The sequence below is a fragment of the Pseudoalteromonas sp. TB41 genome, assembly GCF_000497975.1.
GTDB classification, from domain to species: Bacteria; Pseudomonadota; Gammaproteobacteria; order Enterobacterales; family Alteromonadaceae; genus Pseudoalteromonas; species Pseudoalteromonas tetraodonis.
Window position 1 is genome coordinate 1 of the sequence record NZ_AUTH01000017.1, and the last position, 15,731, is coordinate 15,731.

A 15,731-nucleotide genomic window follows, 5' to 3' on the forward strand; every position below is an offset into this window, starting at 1 on the left:
TTCAAATACGATGCAAATAAAGATATTTACTTATGCCCCGCTGGTAATGAACTTCAAAATCGAATGCAGGTATTTGAGCAAGGTAAATACCTTGATGTTTACTTCAATCACATTGCTTGTCGAGATTGTAAAATAAGAAGTCAGTGCACTAACTCTAAAAAAGACCCTAGGCGAATAAGGCGGTGGGTGCATGAGATTCTGACAGAAGAAATGCTTCAAAAGCTAAAGAATGAACCTGAATTGATGCTTCATCGCAAGCAAACTGTTGAGCACCCCTTTGGCACAATTAAACTCTGGATGGGAGCTACCCACTTACTAACACGAGGTTTAAAAAGCGTGAGTACAGAAATAAGTCTTCATGTTCTGGCTTACAACTTCAGAAGAATGCTCACAATTATGGGAGTTAATGGTCTAAGTAAAGCGATTAGAGTAGCGTTGCTATAGCAGTTTCGCTCGCGCGGAGAAAATTGCAATACTGAGAAAAAATCGATCGCAACCATCCTAGATGGTTTTAAACTAAGAACATACCCAAGACAATTTATTAAAAATTAGTTTTTACACAGTCTGGGCACAGAGCCGTCCTTCGGCTCTAACTCATTTATGTCCAAAAACGAGTTTACCTGACCGTCTGCTTCTCGCTCTAAGCGCAGTTCAATCACACATAATTTGCTTGGCGTTTTGCAAACAATGACAAGATTACCTACCCCCCTATCTGCAGTAACAATAATAAAGATTGATTGGGTTATGCGAGTAAAAGCATTTTTAAATTAGGCAGGCATTTTTTAACTTAAAACACAAAAGAGTTATTAAACCTGAATAATTTTCATATAAAAATTCAGTAAAATTTTTTATCCATATTATACTTTTTTATTATTGCTGTAATTTTGGATAACTATGTTAAACAATTATTCTGTGCGTACCCGTTTAGCCGTGCTTGCATTGCTACCAATTATGATTTTTTTAATTACATCGTTTTTTTCAATAAACACAATGGGAAGGTTAGTAGCAGGGATTGATAGTTTATACGACGACCGAGTCGTACCACTTAAGCAAATTAAACATGTGTCTGATAATTACGCTGTAAATATTGTTGACTTACTTCACAAGTATCGCGCTGAGTCTATTACCAAATCAGCGCTTTTAGCGAATATTAATGATGCTAGAAATACGGCTGATAATGAATGGAAGGCCTACCTGAGCACACAGCTAACAGCTGAAGAAAAGCGCTTAGTAGATAACGTTGAAAGTAAACTACAGCCTGTGCTTACGCACTTGAATAATTTGATTTTAAGCATTAATAGTGGTGAATTTTTATCACTACCACAAAAGCAATTTGTTTATGAGCTTTACCAACTCTTTGATCCGCTGAGTGCCAGCTACCAAGCTTTAATTGATTTACAACTTAAAGAAGCAAGTGATTTTAAAGTTAAAGCTGATGAGAATTATCAATTTATAAAATTGATAATGAGTGTGACAATCGCGATATTGATTTTACTGTTACTGATTGTTGCTTACTTTATTTATTCCTCGATACAAAATCCATTAATGTCATTACGCGATACCATAACGCACATTGCGACCAATGCTGATTTAACAGCTCGTGCTGAGGTTCAAGGTAAGGATGAGATTGCAGATACCGCATCTAACTTTAATGATATGCTACTTCGGATCCAAGGTTTAGTAAAAGATATGGCAGGCGCAACACTAACACTTGCCTCAGCAGCTGAAGAAATGAACTCTATTAGTATTCAGGTTGCCAGTACAGCAACGCAGCAAGAGCAACAATCGGCTATGATTGCAACTGCAATTACTCAAATGAGCAGTGCAATAGAACAAGTTGCTCAAAACGCGCAAACAACCTCCGACAAGGCAACAAGTGCCGACATTAAGGCAGGCCAAGGGCAACAAGCTGTTGCTGATAATATAGAGTCAATAAATACGCTTTCAACTTTAGTTAATACTAATACGCAGCTCATCACAGATCTAAATACACAAACCAATGATATAAACCAAGTTGTTATGATGATTCAAAGCGTTGCTGAGCAAACTAACTTGTTAGCTTTAAATGCAGCTATTGAAGCAGCAAGAGCTGGCGATTCTGGTCGTGGTTTTGCCGTTGTAGCCGATGAGGTAAGGCAACTTGCCCACAATACTCAAAAGGCAACCGCTAGCATTAATGAAATGATCACTAAACTACAAGGCATGGCTCAGCAAGCTGTTAATGCCATGGGTAACGCTGAAAGCAGCGCTAAAGAGAGTGTTGACCATGCTAATTATTCTTCGCAGGTGCTCAGCGAAATTAACCGTGAAGTTACTGAAATTGCAGATATGAATACTCAAATATCAACCGCAACTCAGGAGCAAAAAATGGTCGCAAATGAGCTAAGCAGTAATATTAATGAGTTTAGCGCGAGTATCACGTCGGTTAGCGAAAGCTCACAGCAAAATGCACAGGCATCGCAAGAACTCGCACAGCTTGCGGCAATGCTACAAGGGCAAGTTAATGTATTTAAAGTTTAGGTACTTTCATTTTGCCGCATGTTAGGAGTTATACCTTAAATGAAAGCCTTATTTGCCATCAATTAAAATTATTAATTGATGGCATGCTTGTTACTTTAAGCACTAGTTTGATTTGACAATATATTTATCCAATCACTGGGGTTTGAGAGTATAAACTGATACGAGCTGCCATCTTGCGTGAAAACCTCTATCGCATCAGCTGTTATTGGAACAAGGCCTGCGCCTTTGCCTTTACATTCAACCACTTTTAAAATTGTATCACGGGCAATTGTATATGGTTCTAACCCTAATTTTTCATTAAAAGGTTCAAAATTTAAGTCGGTTTGCGTAATCCAAAACTTTCCGTCCGCTTTCATAACTCCATTTTGAATGGTTGCCATTGTTGATTTAACGACAGTTGATTGCATATTTAAATTCCTTTACACGTGAATATAATTTCAAATTGTTCAACTTCCTTCTGTTTATTATTACAGCTAACTTGATAGCCAAAAGCAAGTTTATTTGTGCACTAACGACACAAAGCCACCTTTTAAATTTAAAAGTTACCCGTATATATTTACCTACTTTAAACTTTGTGGAATAATCGCTGCTCTCTTAGGGGAGTAGCCCGCTCAGTAATGAGTAAACTTATCAACATAATTGCACCTCATGTGCATGGTAAGTTTGTAATGTTGTAGCAAGCGTTATCGGCGAGACCTAGGTAGACACTATCCTCATGGCGGGAGATAGCTGTTTGCCTTGGTTTAGTATTCCCGCCTGAAGATTATATTAATGGATATTTTTTTAACCTCTACCGTCACTGTTGCCCTTGCTGAAATAGGCGATAAAACCCAGCTTTTATCTTTACTATTAGCTGCTCGCTTTCATAATAAAATTGCACTTATTTTAGGCATTCTCGCTGCTACTATTATTAATCATGGTTTATCTGCATGGTTTGGTGATTGGCTAAGCGGAAACTTTGCCGTCGAATACTTACCTTGGATAGTCAATATAAGCTTTATTGTGGTAGGGCTGTGGCTACTTATTCCAGATAAAGATGAAGAAGTGAGCCATAAATACGACCGCTATGGTGCATTTTTAGTGGCCTTAATCTTATTTTTTATTGCTGAAATTGGGGACAAAACACAAATTGCAACCGTGTTGCTCGGTGCACAATATCAATCAGTACTTTGGGTTACGCTGGGTACTACAGTAGGCATGTTAATTGCCAATGTCCCTGTTATTTATGCCGGTAAGGCGTTACTAAAAAGAATTCCATTAAATACCGTAAGAGCGATAGCAGCCAGTGTTTTTGTACTGTTGGGTATTTATGGTTTAGTGACTATATAATGATTAAATAACGTTTAAATCACTCTTTAATCGTTAAACAATAAAAAGCGCTTGCCTACTTTTATACAAGTTAGTTGTAAGCGCTTTTTATATAAGGGTATATGATTTAGGCGTTATTTACACAATAGCAGCCTTTTGTATCCGCTATTAATAATGATGAGTTAAATCCGGCCTGTAAATTACTAATAACGATTTCCACAAAGCCACTACCTTGAGAGCATGCCAGCCCTTCAGATAAAGGCCCTGCATAAACAAACTCACCATTTTTATCAATTAAAACGGCGGCAGGTGTGGCAGGGATCACTGACTTTAACTCATTATTTAATACAAAATTTTGCACTTCAACCCCTTGGTTTGTAGCAAAGCGTTGCAGGGCTGATAAATGAGGCTGTGCTTGAATTGTACAGCCGCAATTTTCTTGCGTAATAATCACAAGTTGAGCACTGTCTTTGTTTTGCCACAGTACTTGGTTTTTAAATTGCGAAAACCAGTTTTGCTGTTTAAGCATATTACCCTCATCAAAGGGCTTTAGCTGCCCTAGCTGAAAGTAAACAAGTGCCGACACAACAAAAGCAAGCCATATACAAATTAAGCTAATGGTGAAATAACGAGACTTACTTAAATTTTGCAATACTTTGCTCTAATACATCAATACTTACGTCTATCAGCTGCACTTTAGCCGTTAACTGCTCAACTATTTTAGTCTCTTGATACTGATTTTGGCGCATTTGATCTGTACTCATTGCTATTTGCTCTGTATTTCCAGCCTGTTCGGCAACCACTTGAGCTACTGAGTTAGTGCTGGCAGATACCGCTTGAATTTGATCACTCATTGACGAAATATTCTCTTTCATCGTTGCGCTTATTTTTGTTAAATCAACCACAAATTCTACACATTGATTCATCGACTGAGTTGACGTGCGACTATTATTTACCAGATCTGTAAGCGTAGACGCTATTTTGGTTGTTGTTGCTTGGCTGCTATTTGCAAGCGAGCGTACTTCATCGGCAACAACAGCAAACCCTCGGCCATGCTCACCCGCTCGTGCGGCCTCTATTGCAGCATTAAGGGCTAATAAATTAGTTTGGTCGGCTATGCCTGAAATTTCATTGAGTAAACTAGTAATAACATCCCCAGCGGCCACTAAATGGCTTAACTGCTCTTCAGTGTTTGTTAACAAGGTGAGTAGCTCGGTGCTTTTTCTGTCGGTTTGTAATACTTCCTCCAGCGCAACATTGGCTGATTCAGTAATGCTATTAACTTGTTGTTTTAAAGTATCGCTTTCTTGTTCAACTAACTTAAAACCATGCGCAACTTGTGCGCCTGAATTAGCAATATCATCTGTTTGCGCGTTTCGTTGCTGCGCGCTATTGGCTAACTCATCATGAACATGAATAAGCTCTTTAGAGTTATTTTTTAAAGAGTCTGACTGAACTTGAACTTGCTTAATCACATCTGATAAGTACTCAAGCAAAGTATTAAAACCAACTACCGCTTTGCTTGTTGTGTCATCTGCTCGCATAGAAAGCTTAACTTGATTTGGATCTTGCATTATTTGCTCTGTGGCATAACTTAACGATAGACCCGCACGGCGTTCGCGATTTAATGTTACGGCAATAAAACCAGCTACAAGCGCTTCCACAATGGCATACGCTGCGTGAATAAGCACTGTTGAAAAGGCAAGTCGGTCTGGATCAAATACGTAAAAACCAGTATTTTGTGTTTGCAAATAGTAAAAAGATAAATGGTGTATAGCTACAAACACAATAGCGGTAATAAACACTCGCCACTCTATGAACATTATTAGCATGGCTAAGAAAATGAATATTTCGAAATGCACTTCGATAAGGCCATAGGCTTGTTGAATATGTAAAAATGAAAACATCATAATTGCAGCCGCAACAACATGCGGTGTCATTTTGCTATCGGGTTGGGTTTTTAAAAGCCAAATGGGGAGCAAACATAACGGTAAGCCGACAAGAAATGCTTCTGTCAGGGTGCCAAAATAAAGACCAATACCTATAGACTCAATAAACAAAAGACTAAAAATAATTGTGAATAACCGACTTACACTAGACATAAAAACCTTAAATTAATTGTGTTCTAATTTAAACACGTTCAGCTGATATTTAAACTCAAAACAGCTAGCTATTTATTATTTCAAATCAAACAAAGTACAAATTATTTGATTTAAAACCGTTTTTAATGCGCTACTTAACAATTGGTAGTATTTGTTTAAAGGTAGACGTCCCTGCTTTTGTTGTCCATTGAAATATGATGGTCTCTACACAAGAGACTATAGCACCGGCTTGACGAAGCTGTTCTAGTGCAATAGCTTTGTGCTCTGTGTTTCTTGATGCTACTGCATCAGCTGCCACAGTGACCGCATAACCCTGCTGTAATAAATCTAAGCATGTTTGTAACACACAAACGTGCGCTTCAGTGCCAATTACAACTATATGTGGGCGATTTAATTGCGCAAGAATATCTAAAAACCCCTCTTGTGCACAGGCACTAAAGTTAATTTTTTCAAAATAGCGTGTATTAGGTAACACAGATTTTATTTTCTCATCACTTTCACCTAGTCCTTTTTTATAATGTTCTGTAATTATTGAAGGAATTTGATGAATAGCACTTGCTTTTGCTAACTGCAGAGCACAATCTAGCGTGTCATTAAACGAAGCAATCGCTGGTGCTAACTTACTTTGTAAGTCGATAACTAAAAGTATACTGTGCTCTGCTTTAATATTTCCTGCGTAATTCATACTATGTCCTTACGTTATAACTAGATTAACCTTGTAACAAACAACAAAAACACAACAAACAGTTTACATTTAATGCTTTTTGTAATTTTTGAATTAAACTCATGTTATATTACGCCAATATTTAATACCAACCTTGTTCGTTGTAAGGGTAAGTGCTTTTGAGTAAGTTTTTCTTTATTGTTTATATGTTTTTATTTGTTTGCTCGCAGCATAGCTTTGCTTCACAAACTTATTCAGAACAATTACAACGTATCACTAACAACGAACAATTGTCGCAAAGCTTTATAGTGAAATCACTCCAAGATGACATGGGCTATGTATGGATTGCTACAACTGAAGGTTTATACCGATTCGACGGATACCAAGTCACGCCTTACGAGAGCGAATTGGGTTTAAAAAATAACTACATTAATAGTATTTATAAAGCAATTGACGGCCAAATTCTGGTTAATACTCAACTTGCAGGAAGTTATTTGATTAACCCTAATACCTTGCAAGCAGAGCTAATATATTCAGGGCACTTAAACCAAAATCAAGAAAAGTTCTCTCCTGTTCAGGCCGTTGCTGAACAACCGGCGCATTTTTATTTTTCTATTGATTCGCACATCTACCGATATGGTAAAACATCAAAAGACCTAACACTCATCTCATCTTTGCCCGATGAAAATATGTTTATTAGAGCATTATCATTATACCAAAACACATTGTATATTGGTGCCGATCAGGGGCTATATGTTTATAACTTTGCCAATAACGACCTACAACAAATAACACTTAACGACATTCAAGAAGTTACAAACGATAGCAACAATGTTAAATTTTTATCCATAGATGATGAGCTTGGTTTGCTAGTTGGTACGGTTGAAGGAATGTATCGGATTGCTTTTGATGAAATTAAAAATATAAACCCTTCAGCATTAACAACTTTGATAAGTGACTATAATATTTGGGATTATATAAACACACCGTATGGTGAGTTTATTGCCACAGAAAGTGGGTTATTTGAATTCGATAGAAAAAACACAAGTATTAGCCCTATTTTAAACTTCAAAGATAGTAACTACAACGTAACAGAGAACACGATAAACGATATTATGTTTGATGAGTCGGGCTTACTCTGGTTAGGCTCTAGAACACATGGAATATTTACTTGGGCAGCACAAACAAAAAAGTTTAAAAAAATAACCTTACCTGAAAATAATATTGTAAACACTATTTACCAAGATAATAGTAAATTACTGTGGATAGGCACTGACGATGGGCTTGTTCAGTATAACTTAGAAACCCAAAAGAGTGACTTATATCTACAATCTAAAGATAGCAAAGCGGTCTATGGCCTATCGGCTATAGGTGATATTTTCCCTGCATATGGCAAAGGCGATAACTACCTATGGCTAGCAACTTTTTCCGGGCTCGATCTCTTTAATAAAGAAACAACAACATTTGAAAAAAACAAATACATTACTCAGTACAAGTTAAATACCGACTATACGTTCGGCATTGCACAAGTTGCACCCGATACTTTTGCTTATATAAACAATGATAACTTTTATATATTTAATGGTAACACAGGCGAAAACCGAGTTATTAATGGACTAAAAGAGCAGGTATCGCCCATGCTTGCATATACGTTTCATACCCCCTCTGAGGCTTTCCCTGGCGAATTACTGTTAAGTACCTCTGACACGCTTTATCGATACAACGAAGAAACAGCGACTTTAATTACTATTTTTGAATCTAAAACAGCAAAAAAAAATCTTTACCATACAGTAGAGAATTATTATTACGATGCTAAGCGAGAGCTGCTGTGGTTAGCCACCACCCAAGAAGGCTTAATTGCAGTAAACGCTAAAACATATCAGCAAGTGCATGTATTTGATAAACACAACTCATTGAATACTAACTCTATTTTTAAACTTATTGCAGATAATAAAGACTTTTTATGGATAAGTACTGATAACGGTCTTTATCAACTTAATTTAGATACGCTTAACATCACCACGTACACAATAAAAGATGGCTTAAGTAACAATCACTTTACAGCTCTAGCAGCATTAAGATTACACAACAACGAGTTAGCGTTTGGTAACCGTAGCGGCGTGCTAATGTTTGACCCAGAGCAATTTGATAATGAACAGCGAAAAATCAATAATAACTTAGCAATTACTAATATTAGTTTGTTTTCACAAGCCCTTAATTACTCCCCTTCAAAATACAGCACTGATCCATTAATGCTTAAGCACGACGATATGGGCTTAACGGTTCGGTTTTCAAATTTTGATTATAAAAATATTAATAAAACCTACTATAAAGTTGAGCTTACAGGCCCTTCGTCTTTGAGCTACAACGATTTAAAATCTAACCAGGTGTTTTTTACTAAATTACAACCTGGTGATTATATTTTGTCTGTCTCTACTCAACAGCGAAATGGAGTGATCACAAGTGACCCCATACAGTTAAAATTTAGTGTAGCTTACGCCCCTTGGCAGTCTCCTATTGCATATACTTTATATTTTATTGCTATTGCTGTTATTTTGTTTTTATTTTTCTGGCAATACCGAAGCCGTAAAATTGCAATTGAACAAGCTCACCGCGCCGCTGTGCACTCTAAAACACAAACTGAGCTGGCACTAAAAAGTAATAAAAGCGGTGTATGGAACTATAGCTTTGCAGATAACTCAGTAAATACAGATAGAGGCGCAGAGCTTGGCTACGAGAATTTACCTGAACGCATCGATATAAGTAGTTTTTTTAATATTATGCATCCTGATGAGCGTCGCAGGCTACAAAGTAAATGGAATACTTTTACAAACCAAACTAAGCAAAAACATTGGCAAGCTACTTATCGTTTACGGCACAAAGATGGGCACTGGTTATGGTTTCATGATTTGGGGCAAACTATTTATAATGAAGACACTAAAGAGCCTCTTTATGTGTCGGGTATTTTTACTAATATTACCGAGCAGCTGGCAAACGAACAACAAGCCAAGATATTAGGCGAAGCATTTAGTCAAATAAATGACTTTTTACTTATTTTAGATGAAGACCTCGTGCCATTTTCAGCCAATAACAGCTTTATGGATGTGTTTTCTGATGAAGGCAGAGAGGGGATTGTTACCTCAAAATTATTTATTAATGCCATTGGTCAAGCTAAGTGTAGAGAGTTTGCAACAATTTTAAAAGCACTTAAACCAAAAGAAAACTGGCGAACAAATGCTTATGTAAAGACCACAAAAGCTGAAAAACACCCTATTCATTTAAGTGCCACAGCCGTTGCTAATGAAAAAGATAAAGTCAGTTATTATGTTATTGTTATTACCGATTTAACAGAGCAAAAACGCGCTGAAAATGAGTTACGCTACCTTGCTAATTACGATGCGTTAACGGGCTTACCTAATCGTAGTTTAATGAATCAAAAAATCGAAAATGCCATTACAAGCGCCGCTAAAGACGATTCGCAATGCGCTGTAATATTTATAGATTTAGATAAATTTAAACCCGTCAATGACTCCTTTGGCCATGCTGTGGGTGACAAACTATTGTGCAATATTACCGAGCGAGTGAGCCAATACTTAGGTGATGACGCTACATTTGGCCGCCAAAGTGGTGATGAATTTTTAGTGTTAGTTGAAAACGTTACCTCAATGGCTTCTTTACAACACACCCTCAACGAAATGAGCAAAGAGCTGGCTAACAAGGTTATTATTGAAGACTTCGCTATTAATATATCAGCCAGTATTGGTATTGCATTGTACCCATACGATGCAACATCGACCGATGCCCTCATACGTAACGCAGATATTGCCATGATGCATGCTAAACAAGCAGGCAGAAATGGATTTCAGTTTTTTAATGAAAAAATGAATGAGCAAATTAAACAAAAGCTTATTCTTGAAAACGACTTAAAAGATGCTGCTAGGGACAATCTGTTTTTTAATCACTATCAACCTATTGTTAATACACTAGATAAAACAATAAGTGGGGTTGAATTACTCATGCGCTGGGAAAACCAAGGCAAACCGGTTTCTCCCGCTTTATTTATACCTGTTGCTGAAGAGACTGGCTTAATTGATATGTTAACTGAGCAAGCATTACAGCGTGCAATTACTGAGCTTGCTCCACTTTTGAACATTAACCCGTTGTTTTACATATCGTTAAATTTGTCTCCAAAACATATTTTAAAGGCCAACATAACGCAGCAGCTCAGCTCCATACTAGAAAAAGCACAGATAAAACCACAACAACTTCGTTTAGAAATTACAGAAAACACGCTATTAGAAGATAAATACAAAGCGGCTAAGCAACTAAAAAGCTTACAGGCTGCTGGTTTCAAACTGTATCTTGATGATTTTGGCACTGGCTATTCATCGTTAACTTATTTGAGTCAATTTCCAATTAATGTGATAAAAATAGATCAAAGCTTTGTTAATAGTATTGGCATTGATAAAGGGGATGAATCTATTATTAAAACGATTTACTCACTCGCTGAAAACTTAGAGTTATATTGTATTGCCGAGGGTGTAGAAACGCGTGAGCAGCTAGACTTCTTGCGTAATATAGGCTGTTATCAGTTACAAGGGTATTACCTTGCTCGCCCTATGAGTGCTAACGATTTAATGAGCCCGGAGTGCTTCGAAAAAATTATTGATTTGATATGAAACTAAAAGCGACTTAGTTAAGTCGCTTTTAGGTTTAACGCATTAGTGTATGTGCTTGCATTCGTAGCTTTCTATTTGTAATACGCTGTTGCGCACATTAAATTTATCTGCAAGCAGTTTAATTACCTTTAAGCGGCACTCTTCATCATGTTTTTCTATAGTACAGTGTTGTTTTAGCACAACATGAGCACCAACAATAACCTTTTTGTTTTTACGAACAACAGTGACATTGTGCACATTTGCAACATGTTCCATGGTGGTTATTTCTGTTTCAATATCGGCCACTTTAGGTAACTTAGCTTTATTTGAACGCAACCCCTTGAGACAGCTAATAATGACCTTAATACCGGTAAACAAGACAAAAGACGCAATTAACATGCTCGATAAAATATCAATTACATTCCAGCCTGTTATGTATATAAGTACACCAGCAGCAAAAGTAGAAACCGTTGATATTAAATCAAAAAACGAGTGTAAAAACACGGCATACACATTAATGCTCGCCTTACGGCCTTTATAAAGCACCCATGCCGCTGCGCCATGAAATAAAAAACCAATAGCAGCAATTACCGACATCAAGTAACTATTAATAACCAGCTCATGTCCCCCTTTATGATGCATAAAGCGCTCAGTGCCCTCATATAAAATAAGTGAACTAATGGCTAGGTATAAAACGCCGTTGATCAACCCCCCTATTAGCTCTGCTTTTTGATGGCCATCGTTATAGGTTTTAGCTAAATGAATAGCAAAGCTAGACGCAATGAGAGCAATGAACAAAGAGCTATTATGAACAAACAAATGCCCTGCATCAGCAAGTACTGCAAGTGAGTTTGCGTAATACGCACCCACTAATTGAATCACCATAAATGAGCAGGTAATTGCAAGTGCAATTAACAAACGGCGACGAGAAGCATGATGTGTGGTTATTTCTGTCATGAAATATAATAGACCTTCACTAAAAATAAAGTAAGCTTATGAAATAAAGCAAATTGGGAAATACGTAATGATATACAGTCACAATTGTAATACGTAGGCCAAATAAACGCACTAAAAACTTAGTAAAACACAAAAAACTGTACTAAAAATAACTAAGCAGATACAAAAATAATAATTAATTCATAAATATGGTCAGTTATCATATTTTAATGCGGAGAAACCCGTGAGCCATGACTCAAACAATACAATTTGGCAGGTTTTTAATCTAATTAATTTGGCGGTGATTGTTTATGACAATAAAACACATAATTACATCTTAAACCAACATGCCAAAACGTTACTTAACATAAATAGTGACGACGCGCTTAGCAGCGATGTTTTTAACAGTATTACGCTTCGCGACTTTAATGATGATACGGTTGTTACCGTTGAGCAATTATTCACATCTACTATAACAGCTGTTTTATTAGAGTGTGAATTCACGCCTCAGCTTTTAAATGTGAACCACTCAATCATTGATGACTCTGTTTCTATGATCACTTTAGAGCAAGACCATAGTCATGCAGAGCAATATAATTTTGACCATATTATTTCAAAAATATCCACCAAACTAATTGATATTCAAAATGACAATATTGATCAACAAATTAACTTTGCACTCAAAGCCATAGGCACCGTTTGTAAAGCAGATAGAAGCTACTTATTTGAATTTAATACCGATAGTGAAACTTTAACCAATACGCATGAATGGGTGAACACCGGCATAACTGCCTACAAAGATAGGTTGCAAAACGTCCCTAAAGCCGAACTACCCTACTTTTTTGATGTAATGAACTTAACACACCTATTTAAAGTTAATGATGTTGCTCAGTTACCGCCGGAAGCGAATTCAGAAAAGGCAGAGTTTGAAGCGCAGAGTATTCAGTCTGTCTTATGTGTTGGCCTGCGCTTTGACAAGGAGCTTGTTGGTTTTATTGGCTGTGACTGTGTTAACACAAAACGCCAATGGAGCAAAATAGATTTAATAAGAATCAAGCTCGTAGGCGAAATTATTAATAACGCACTCAAAAACATAAACTATAAAAAAAAGCTGCAGTTAGCCCAAAAACAATTAATTAACGCTAATACAAAATTAAATAAGTTAGCAAACACCGATGCACTTACTGATATTGCCAACCGCCGATTTTTTGATACTTCCCTAAAGAGCGAAATTAAACGCTCTGCAAGACAACACCAACCAATTAGTTTAATTATGTGTGATATCGACTTTTTTAAGCGCTATAACGACAATTATGGCCACCACAAAGGCGATGAAACGTTAAAACACGTTGCTCGTGCATTAAAAAATTTATGTAAACGTGAGGGTGACATAGCAGCTCGCTATGGCGGTGAAGAATTCGCAATCATTTTACCTGCTACGAATATAGAGCAATGCCATAAATTTGCTTTATTGATTGAGCAAAAAATAAAAGCACTTAATATTACGCATGAGTTCTCTCCTATTGCCCCTTACATAACACTTAGCTTTGGTTGCTTTTGTAGTTATCCAAATGCAGATACACACACAGAAACCCTAATAAAAAGCGCTGACATCGCTTTATATAAAGCAAAGAAAGCTGGCAGAAATCAAATATGTATTTTTGAATAATAAACAATCATAAATTACTCTTTTCACAATGAAAGTCATATCATTATATTAATAACCACTTTGTGCTATTTAAATGAACAATAAATTGCCCATTTAAATTTATAAATTAAAAACACTTTCTTAGCTTAAGTCATCAGCACTTGGGATAACCACGCCATATAAGTCATTAATGGTTGCTAAGGCACTTTTATGTAGATCAGATGCCAACACATCACTCACTGAAGTTTGTAATGACCTTGTAGCGCATGCGTCAGCGACTACCGTTGCGTGGTTACCTCTTAAAAATGCACCTTGCGCTGTAAATGTCACACACATGTGGGTCATAAACCCAACAATGATCAATTTATTATTACCAATTACATCTACTTGTTCGCCTAAGTCTGTTCCTACAAAACTATCGGGAGCTGTTTTAACGATAACTTTTTCATCCGCAATTGGCGCGACACTTGAGTGTATTTGGCCTATTTCGGCATTAATATCGTAAGGCGAGCCTTCACCACCATCATGCATAATATGAATAATTTTAGAACCAGCAGCACGTGCATCAGCCAGTAAAATTGCCGCATTATTAAGAGCATCTTGCCACCCTTCTAACTCCATAACACCTTGTGTATAAGTATTTTGATAATCAACAAATATAAGTGTGGCGTTTGTAAGTGAAGCGGGTGTTGAGTCAAGCCCATTAAGTTCACGAAGTGTCGTCGTCATAATTTATCCTTTAATACCGAGTTAAATTTAAGTTTATAAGCTATCACAGCTGTGACAGCCGTGCTGCTGCGTTTGCACCGTGACAGCTTATACTTTATAGTCGGTTGCAAATAGTGTCCTAAAGGACGGTAGTCGATGATATTAGGCCAAAATGACATTACTCTATGAACATACCGTTGCGATTGTTGCTTATAACAATATCAGTTTATTTCACCTATCTATTCCGTGTAGTATTTTTGGTGAAGACTTAGACCGCGTGGGCGCTCGTCCATATAAAGTCACAGTATGTACAGAAACGGTAGGTCTGGTGCCAACACTTTCTGGCTTTCCCATAGAAATAAAACAAGACCTGTCAATACTTGAAACTGCTGATACTGTCATCGTACCCGCGTGGTGCGATCCTGATATACCCGCCTCAACAGCTTTACTTAATGCACTTCGCCGTGCACATGCTCGTGGAGCAAGAATGGTAGGTTTATGTTTAGGCGCTTTTGTGCTTGCTGAAGCAGGTATATTGGATGGCAAAACAGCATCAACCCACTGGGTATGGGCTAACGACTTCGCAAAAAAATACCCAAAAGTAAACTTTGATAACGATGTACTGTACATTGATGAAGGAAATGTTTTTACCTCAGCAGGCGCCGCTGCCGCAATTGATTGTTGCCTACATTTATTACGTCGTGATCACGGAGCAGATATTGCCAACAGCGTGGCCAGACGCATGGTTGTGGCGCCTCACCGCAGTGGAGGACAAGTACAGTACATAGAAAAACCCATTCCTCGACACATCGATAGTAACCGTTTAGAGCCGGCTATCACTTGGGCACTAAAAAATTTAACTAAACCTTTAACAATCGATGAACTCGCCAGTAAAGCAAGTATGAGTCGCCGTAATTTTTCTCGACTTTTTAAAAAAGCAATGGGCACTACATTTACACAATGGCTGCTGAGTCAACGTCTAACCATCGCGCAGCAGCTATTAGAAACAAGTAACCACAATATAGATAGAATTGCTAATCAATCTGGGTTTTCATCGAGTGTTAGCTTTCGACAACAGTTTTTAGCCGCTTTCTCTATTTCACCTTCCGCTTACAGAAAGCAATTTAAAAGTAGCGAGCCGCAATAAAAAGTTACTCGCACATACGCAAATCACTTGTTAGCATGAG

12 protein-coding genes and 1 riboswitch are annotated in these 15,731 nt (G+C 37.3%); of the genes, 6 read left to right on the forward strand and 6 right to left on the reverse strand.

Features of this window, described 5'->3' with window-relative positions:
- Together L641_RS0102880 and L641_RS0102885 are read left to right on the forward strand one after the other, a co-directional pair.
- Positions 1-444: transposase (locus tag L641_RS0102880; protein ID WP_024601066.1), on the forward strand; the 444-nt coding region annotated here is incomplete at its 5' end.
- A gap of 450 nt (positions 445-894) precedes the next feature.
- The gene (locus L641_RS0102885; RefSeq protein ID WP_024601068.1) at positions 895-2,520 is read left to right on the forward strand and encodes a methyl-accepting chemotaxis protein; all 1,626 of its coding nucleotides are present in this window, start codon (positions 895-897) and stop codon (positions 2,518-2,520) included.
- A gap of 95 nt (positions 2,521-2,615) precedes the next feature.
- Here the strand turns inward: L641_RS0102885 and L641_RS0102890 are convergent, their stop codons facing one another.
- The gene (locus L641_RS0102890) at positions 2,616-2,927 is read right to left on the reverse strand and encodes a hypothetical protein (RefSeq protein WP_013463090.1); all 312 of its coding nucleotides are present in this window, start codon (positions 2,925-2,927) and stop codon (positions 2,616-2,618) included.
- 178 nt (positions 2,928-3,105) lie between these two features.
- Positions 3,106-3,207, forward strand: a riboswitch (yybP-ykoY riboswitch).
- Between the two features lie 84 nt (positions 3,208-3,291).
- Here L641_RS0102890 and L641_RS0102895 point away from each other — a divergent pair.
- The gene (locus tag L641_RS0102895) at positions 3,292-3,849 is read left to right on the forward strand and encodes a TMEM165/GDT1 family protein (RefSeq protein ID WP_024601069.1); all 558 of its coding nucleotides are present in this window, start codon (positions 3,292-3,294) and stop codon (positions 3,847-3,849) included.
- Positions 3,850-3,955: 106 nt separating this feature from the next.
- Here L641_RS0102895 and L641_RS0102900 read toward each other — a convergent pair whose 3' ends face one another.
- The 3 genes from L641_RS0102900 to L641_RS0102910 form a co-directional block, all read right to left on the reverse strand.
- Positions 3,956-4,480, reverse strand: a complete 525-nt coding sequence (locus tag L641_RS0102900) for a DUF6436 domain-containing protein (protein WP_024601070.1) — start codon at positions 4,478-4,480, stop codon at positions 3,956-3,958.
- Entirely contained in the window at positions 4,464-5,930 is a 1,467-nt protein-coding gene (locus tag L641_RS0102905) for a methyl-accepting chemotaxis protein (RefSeq protein ID WP_024601071.1), read from the reverse strand. Before L641_RS0102905 ends, L641_RS0102900 begins: the two co-directional genes overlap by 17 nt.
- A 130-nt stretch (positions 5,931-6,060) precedes the next feature.
- Positions 6,061-6,615: an isochorismatase family protein gene (locus tag L641_RS0102910; protein WP_013463086.1), complete on the reverse strand. Its 555-nt coding sequence runs from the start codon at positions 6,613-6,615 to the stop codon at positions 6,061-6,063.
- A gap of 158 nt (positions 6,616-6,773) precedes the next feature.
- Between L641_RS0102910 and L641_RS0102915 the strand changes: the two genes are divergently transcribed.
- Entirely contained in the window at positions 6,774-11,273 is a 4,500-nt protein-coding gene (locus L641_RS0102915; protein WP_024601072.1) for an EAL domain-containing protein, read from the forward strand.
- 42 nt (positions 11,274-11,315) lie between these two features.
- Here the strand turns inward: L641_RS0102915 and L641_RS0102920 are convergent, their stop codons facing one another.
- On the reverse strand, positions 11,316-12,209 hold the full coding sequence (locus tag L641_RS0102920; protein WP_013463085.1) for a cation diffusion facilitator family transporter: 894 nt from the start codon (positions 12,207-12,209) through the stop codon (positions 11,316-11,318).
- Between the two features lie 223 nt (positions 12,210-12,432).
- Between L641_RS0102920 and L641_RS0102925 the strand changes: the two genes are divergently transcribed.
- A complete protein-coding gene (locus L641_RS0102925) occupies positions 12,433-13,857 on the forward strand; it encodes a diguanylate cyclase (protein ID WP_024601073.1) in 1,425 nt (474 codons plus the stop codon).
- Positions 13,858-13,977: 120 nt separating this feature from the next.
- Here L641_RS0102925 and L641_RS0102930 read toward each other — a convergent pair whose 3' ends face one another.
- The gene (locus tag L641_RS0102930) at positions 13,978-14,565 is read right to left on the reverse strand and encodes a cysteine hydrolase family protein (protein ID WP_024601074.1); all 588 of its coding nucleotides are present in this window, start codon (positions 14,563-14,565) and stop codon (positions 13,978-13,980) included.
- Positions 14,566-14,716: 151 nt separating this feature from the next.
- Here L641_RS0102930 and L641_RS0102935 point away from each other — a divergent pair, with 151 nt between their 5' ends.
- Entirely contained in the window at positions 14,717-15,691 is a 975-nt protein-coding gene (locus L641_RS0102935) for a helix-turn-helix domain-containing protein (protein WP_024601075.1), read from the forward strand.
- Positions 15,692-15,731: the final 40 nt, after the last annotated feature.

Excerpts from the sequence above, each read along its gene's own strand:
- L641_RS0102885 (WP_024601068.1), top strand. The coding sequence starts at position 895 with ATGTTAAACAATTATTCTGTGCGTACCCGTTTAGCCGTGCTTGCATTG.
- L641_RS0102890 (WP_013463090.1), bottom strand. The coding sequence starts at position 2,927 with ATGCAATCAACTGTCGTTAAATCAACAATGGCAACCATTCAAAATGGA.
- L641_RS0102920 (WP_013463085.1), bottom strand. The coding sequence starts at position 12,209 with ATGACAGAAATAACCACACATCATGCTTCTCGTCGCCGTTTGTTAATT.
- L641_RS0102905 (WP_024601071.1), bottom strand. The coding sequence starts at position 5,930 with ATGTCTAGTGTAAGTCGGTTATTCACAATTATTTTTAGTCTTTTGTTT.
- L641_RS0102935 (WP_024601075.1), top strand. The coding sequence starts at position 14,717 with ATGACATTACTCTATGAACATACCGTTGCGATTGTTGCTTATAACAAT.
- L641_RS0102895 (WP_024601069.1), top strand. The coding sequence starts at position 3,292 with ATGGATATTTTTTTAACCTCTACCGTCACTGTTGCCCTTGCTGAAATA.
- L641_RS0102930 (WP_024601074.1), bottom strand. The coding sequence starts at position 14,565 with ATGACGACGACACTTCGTGAACTTAATGGGCTTGACTCAACACCCGCT.
- L641_RS0102910 (WP_013463086.1), bottom strand. The coding sequence starts at position 6,615 with ATGAATTACGCAGGAAATATTAAAGCAGAGCACAGTATACTTTTAGTT.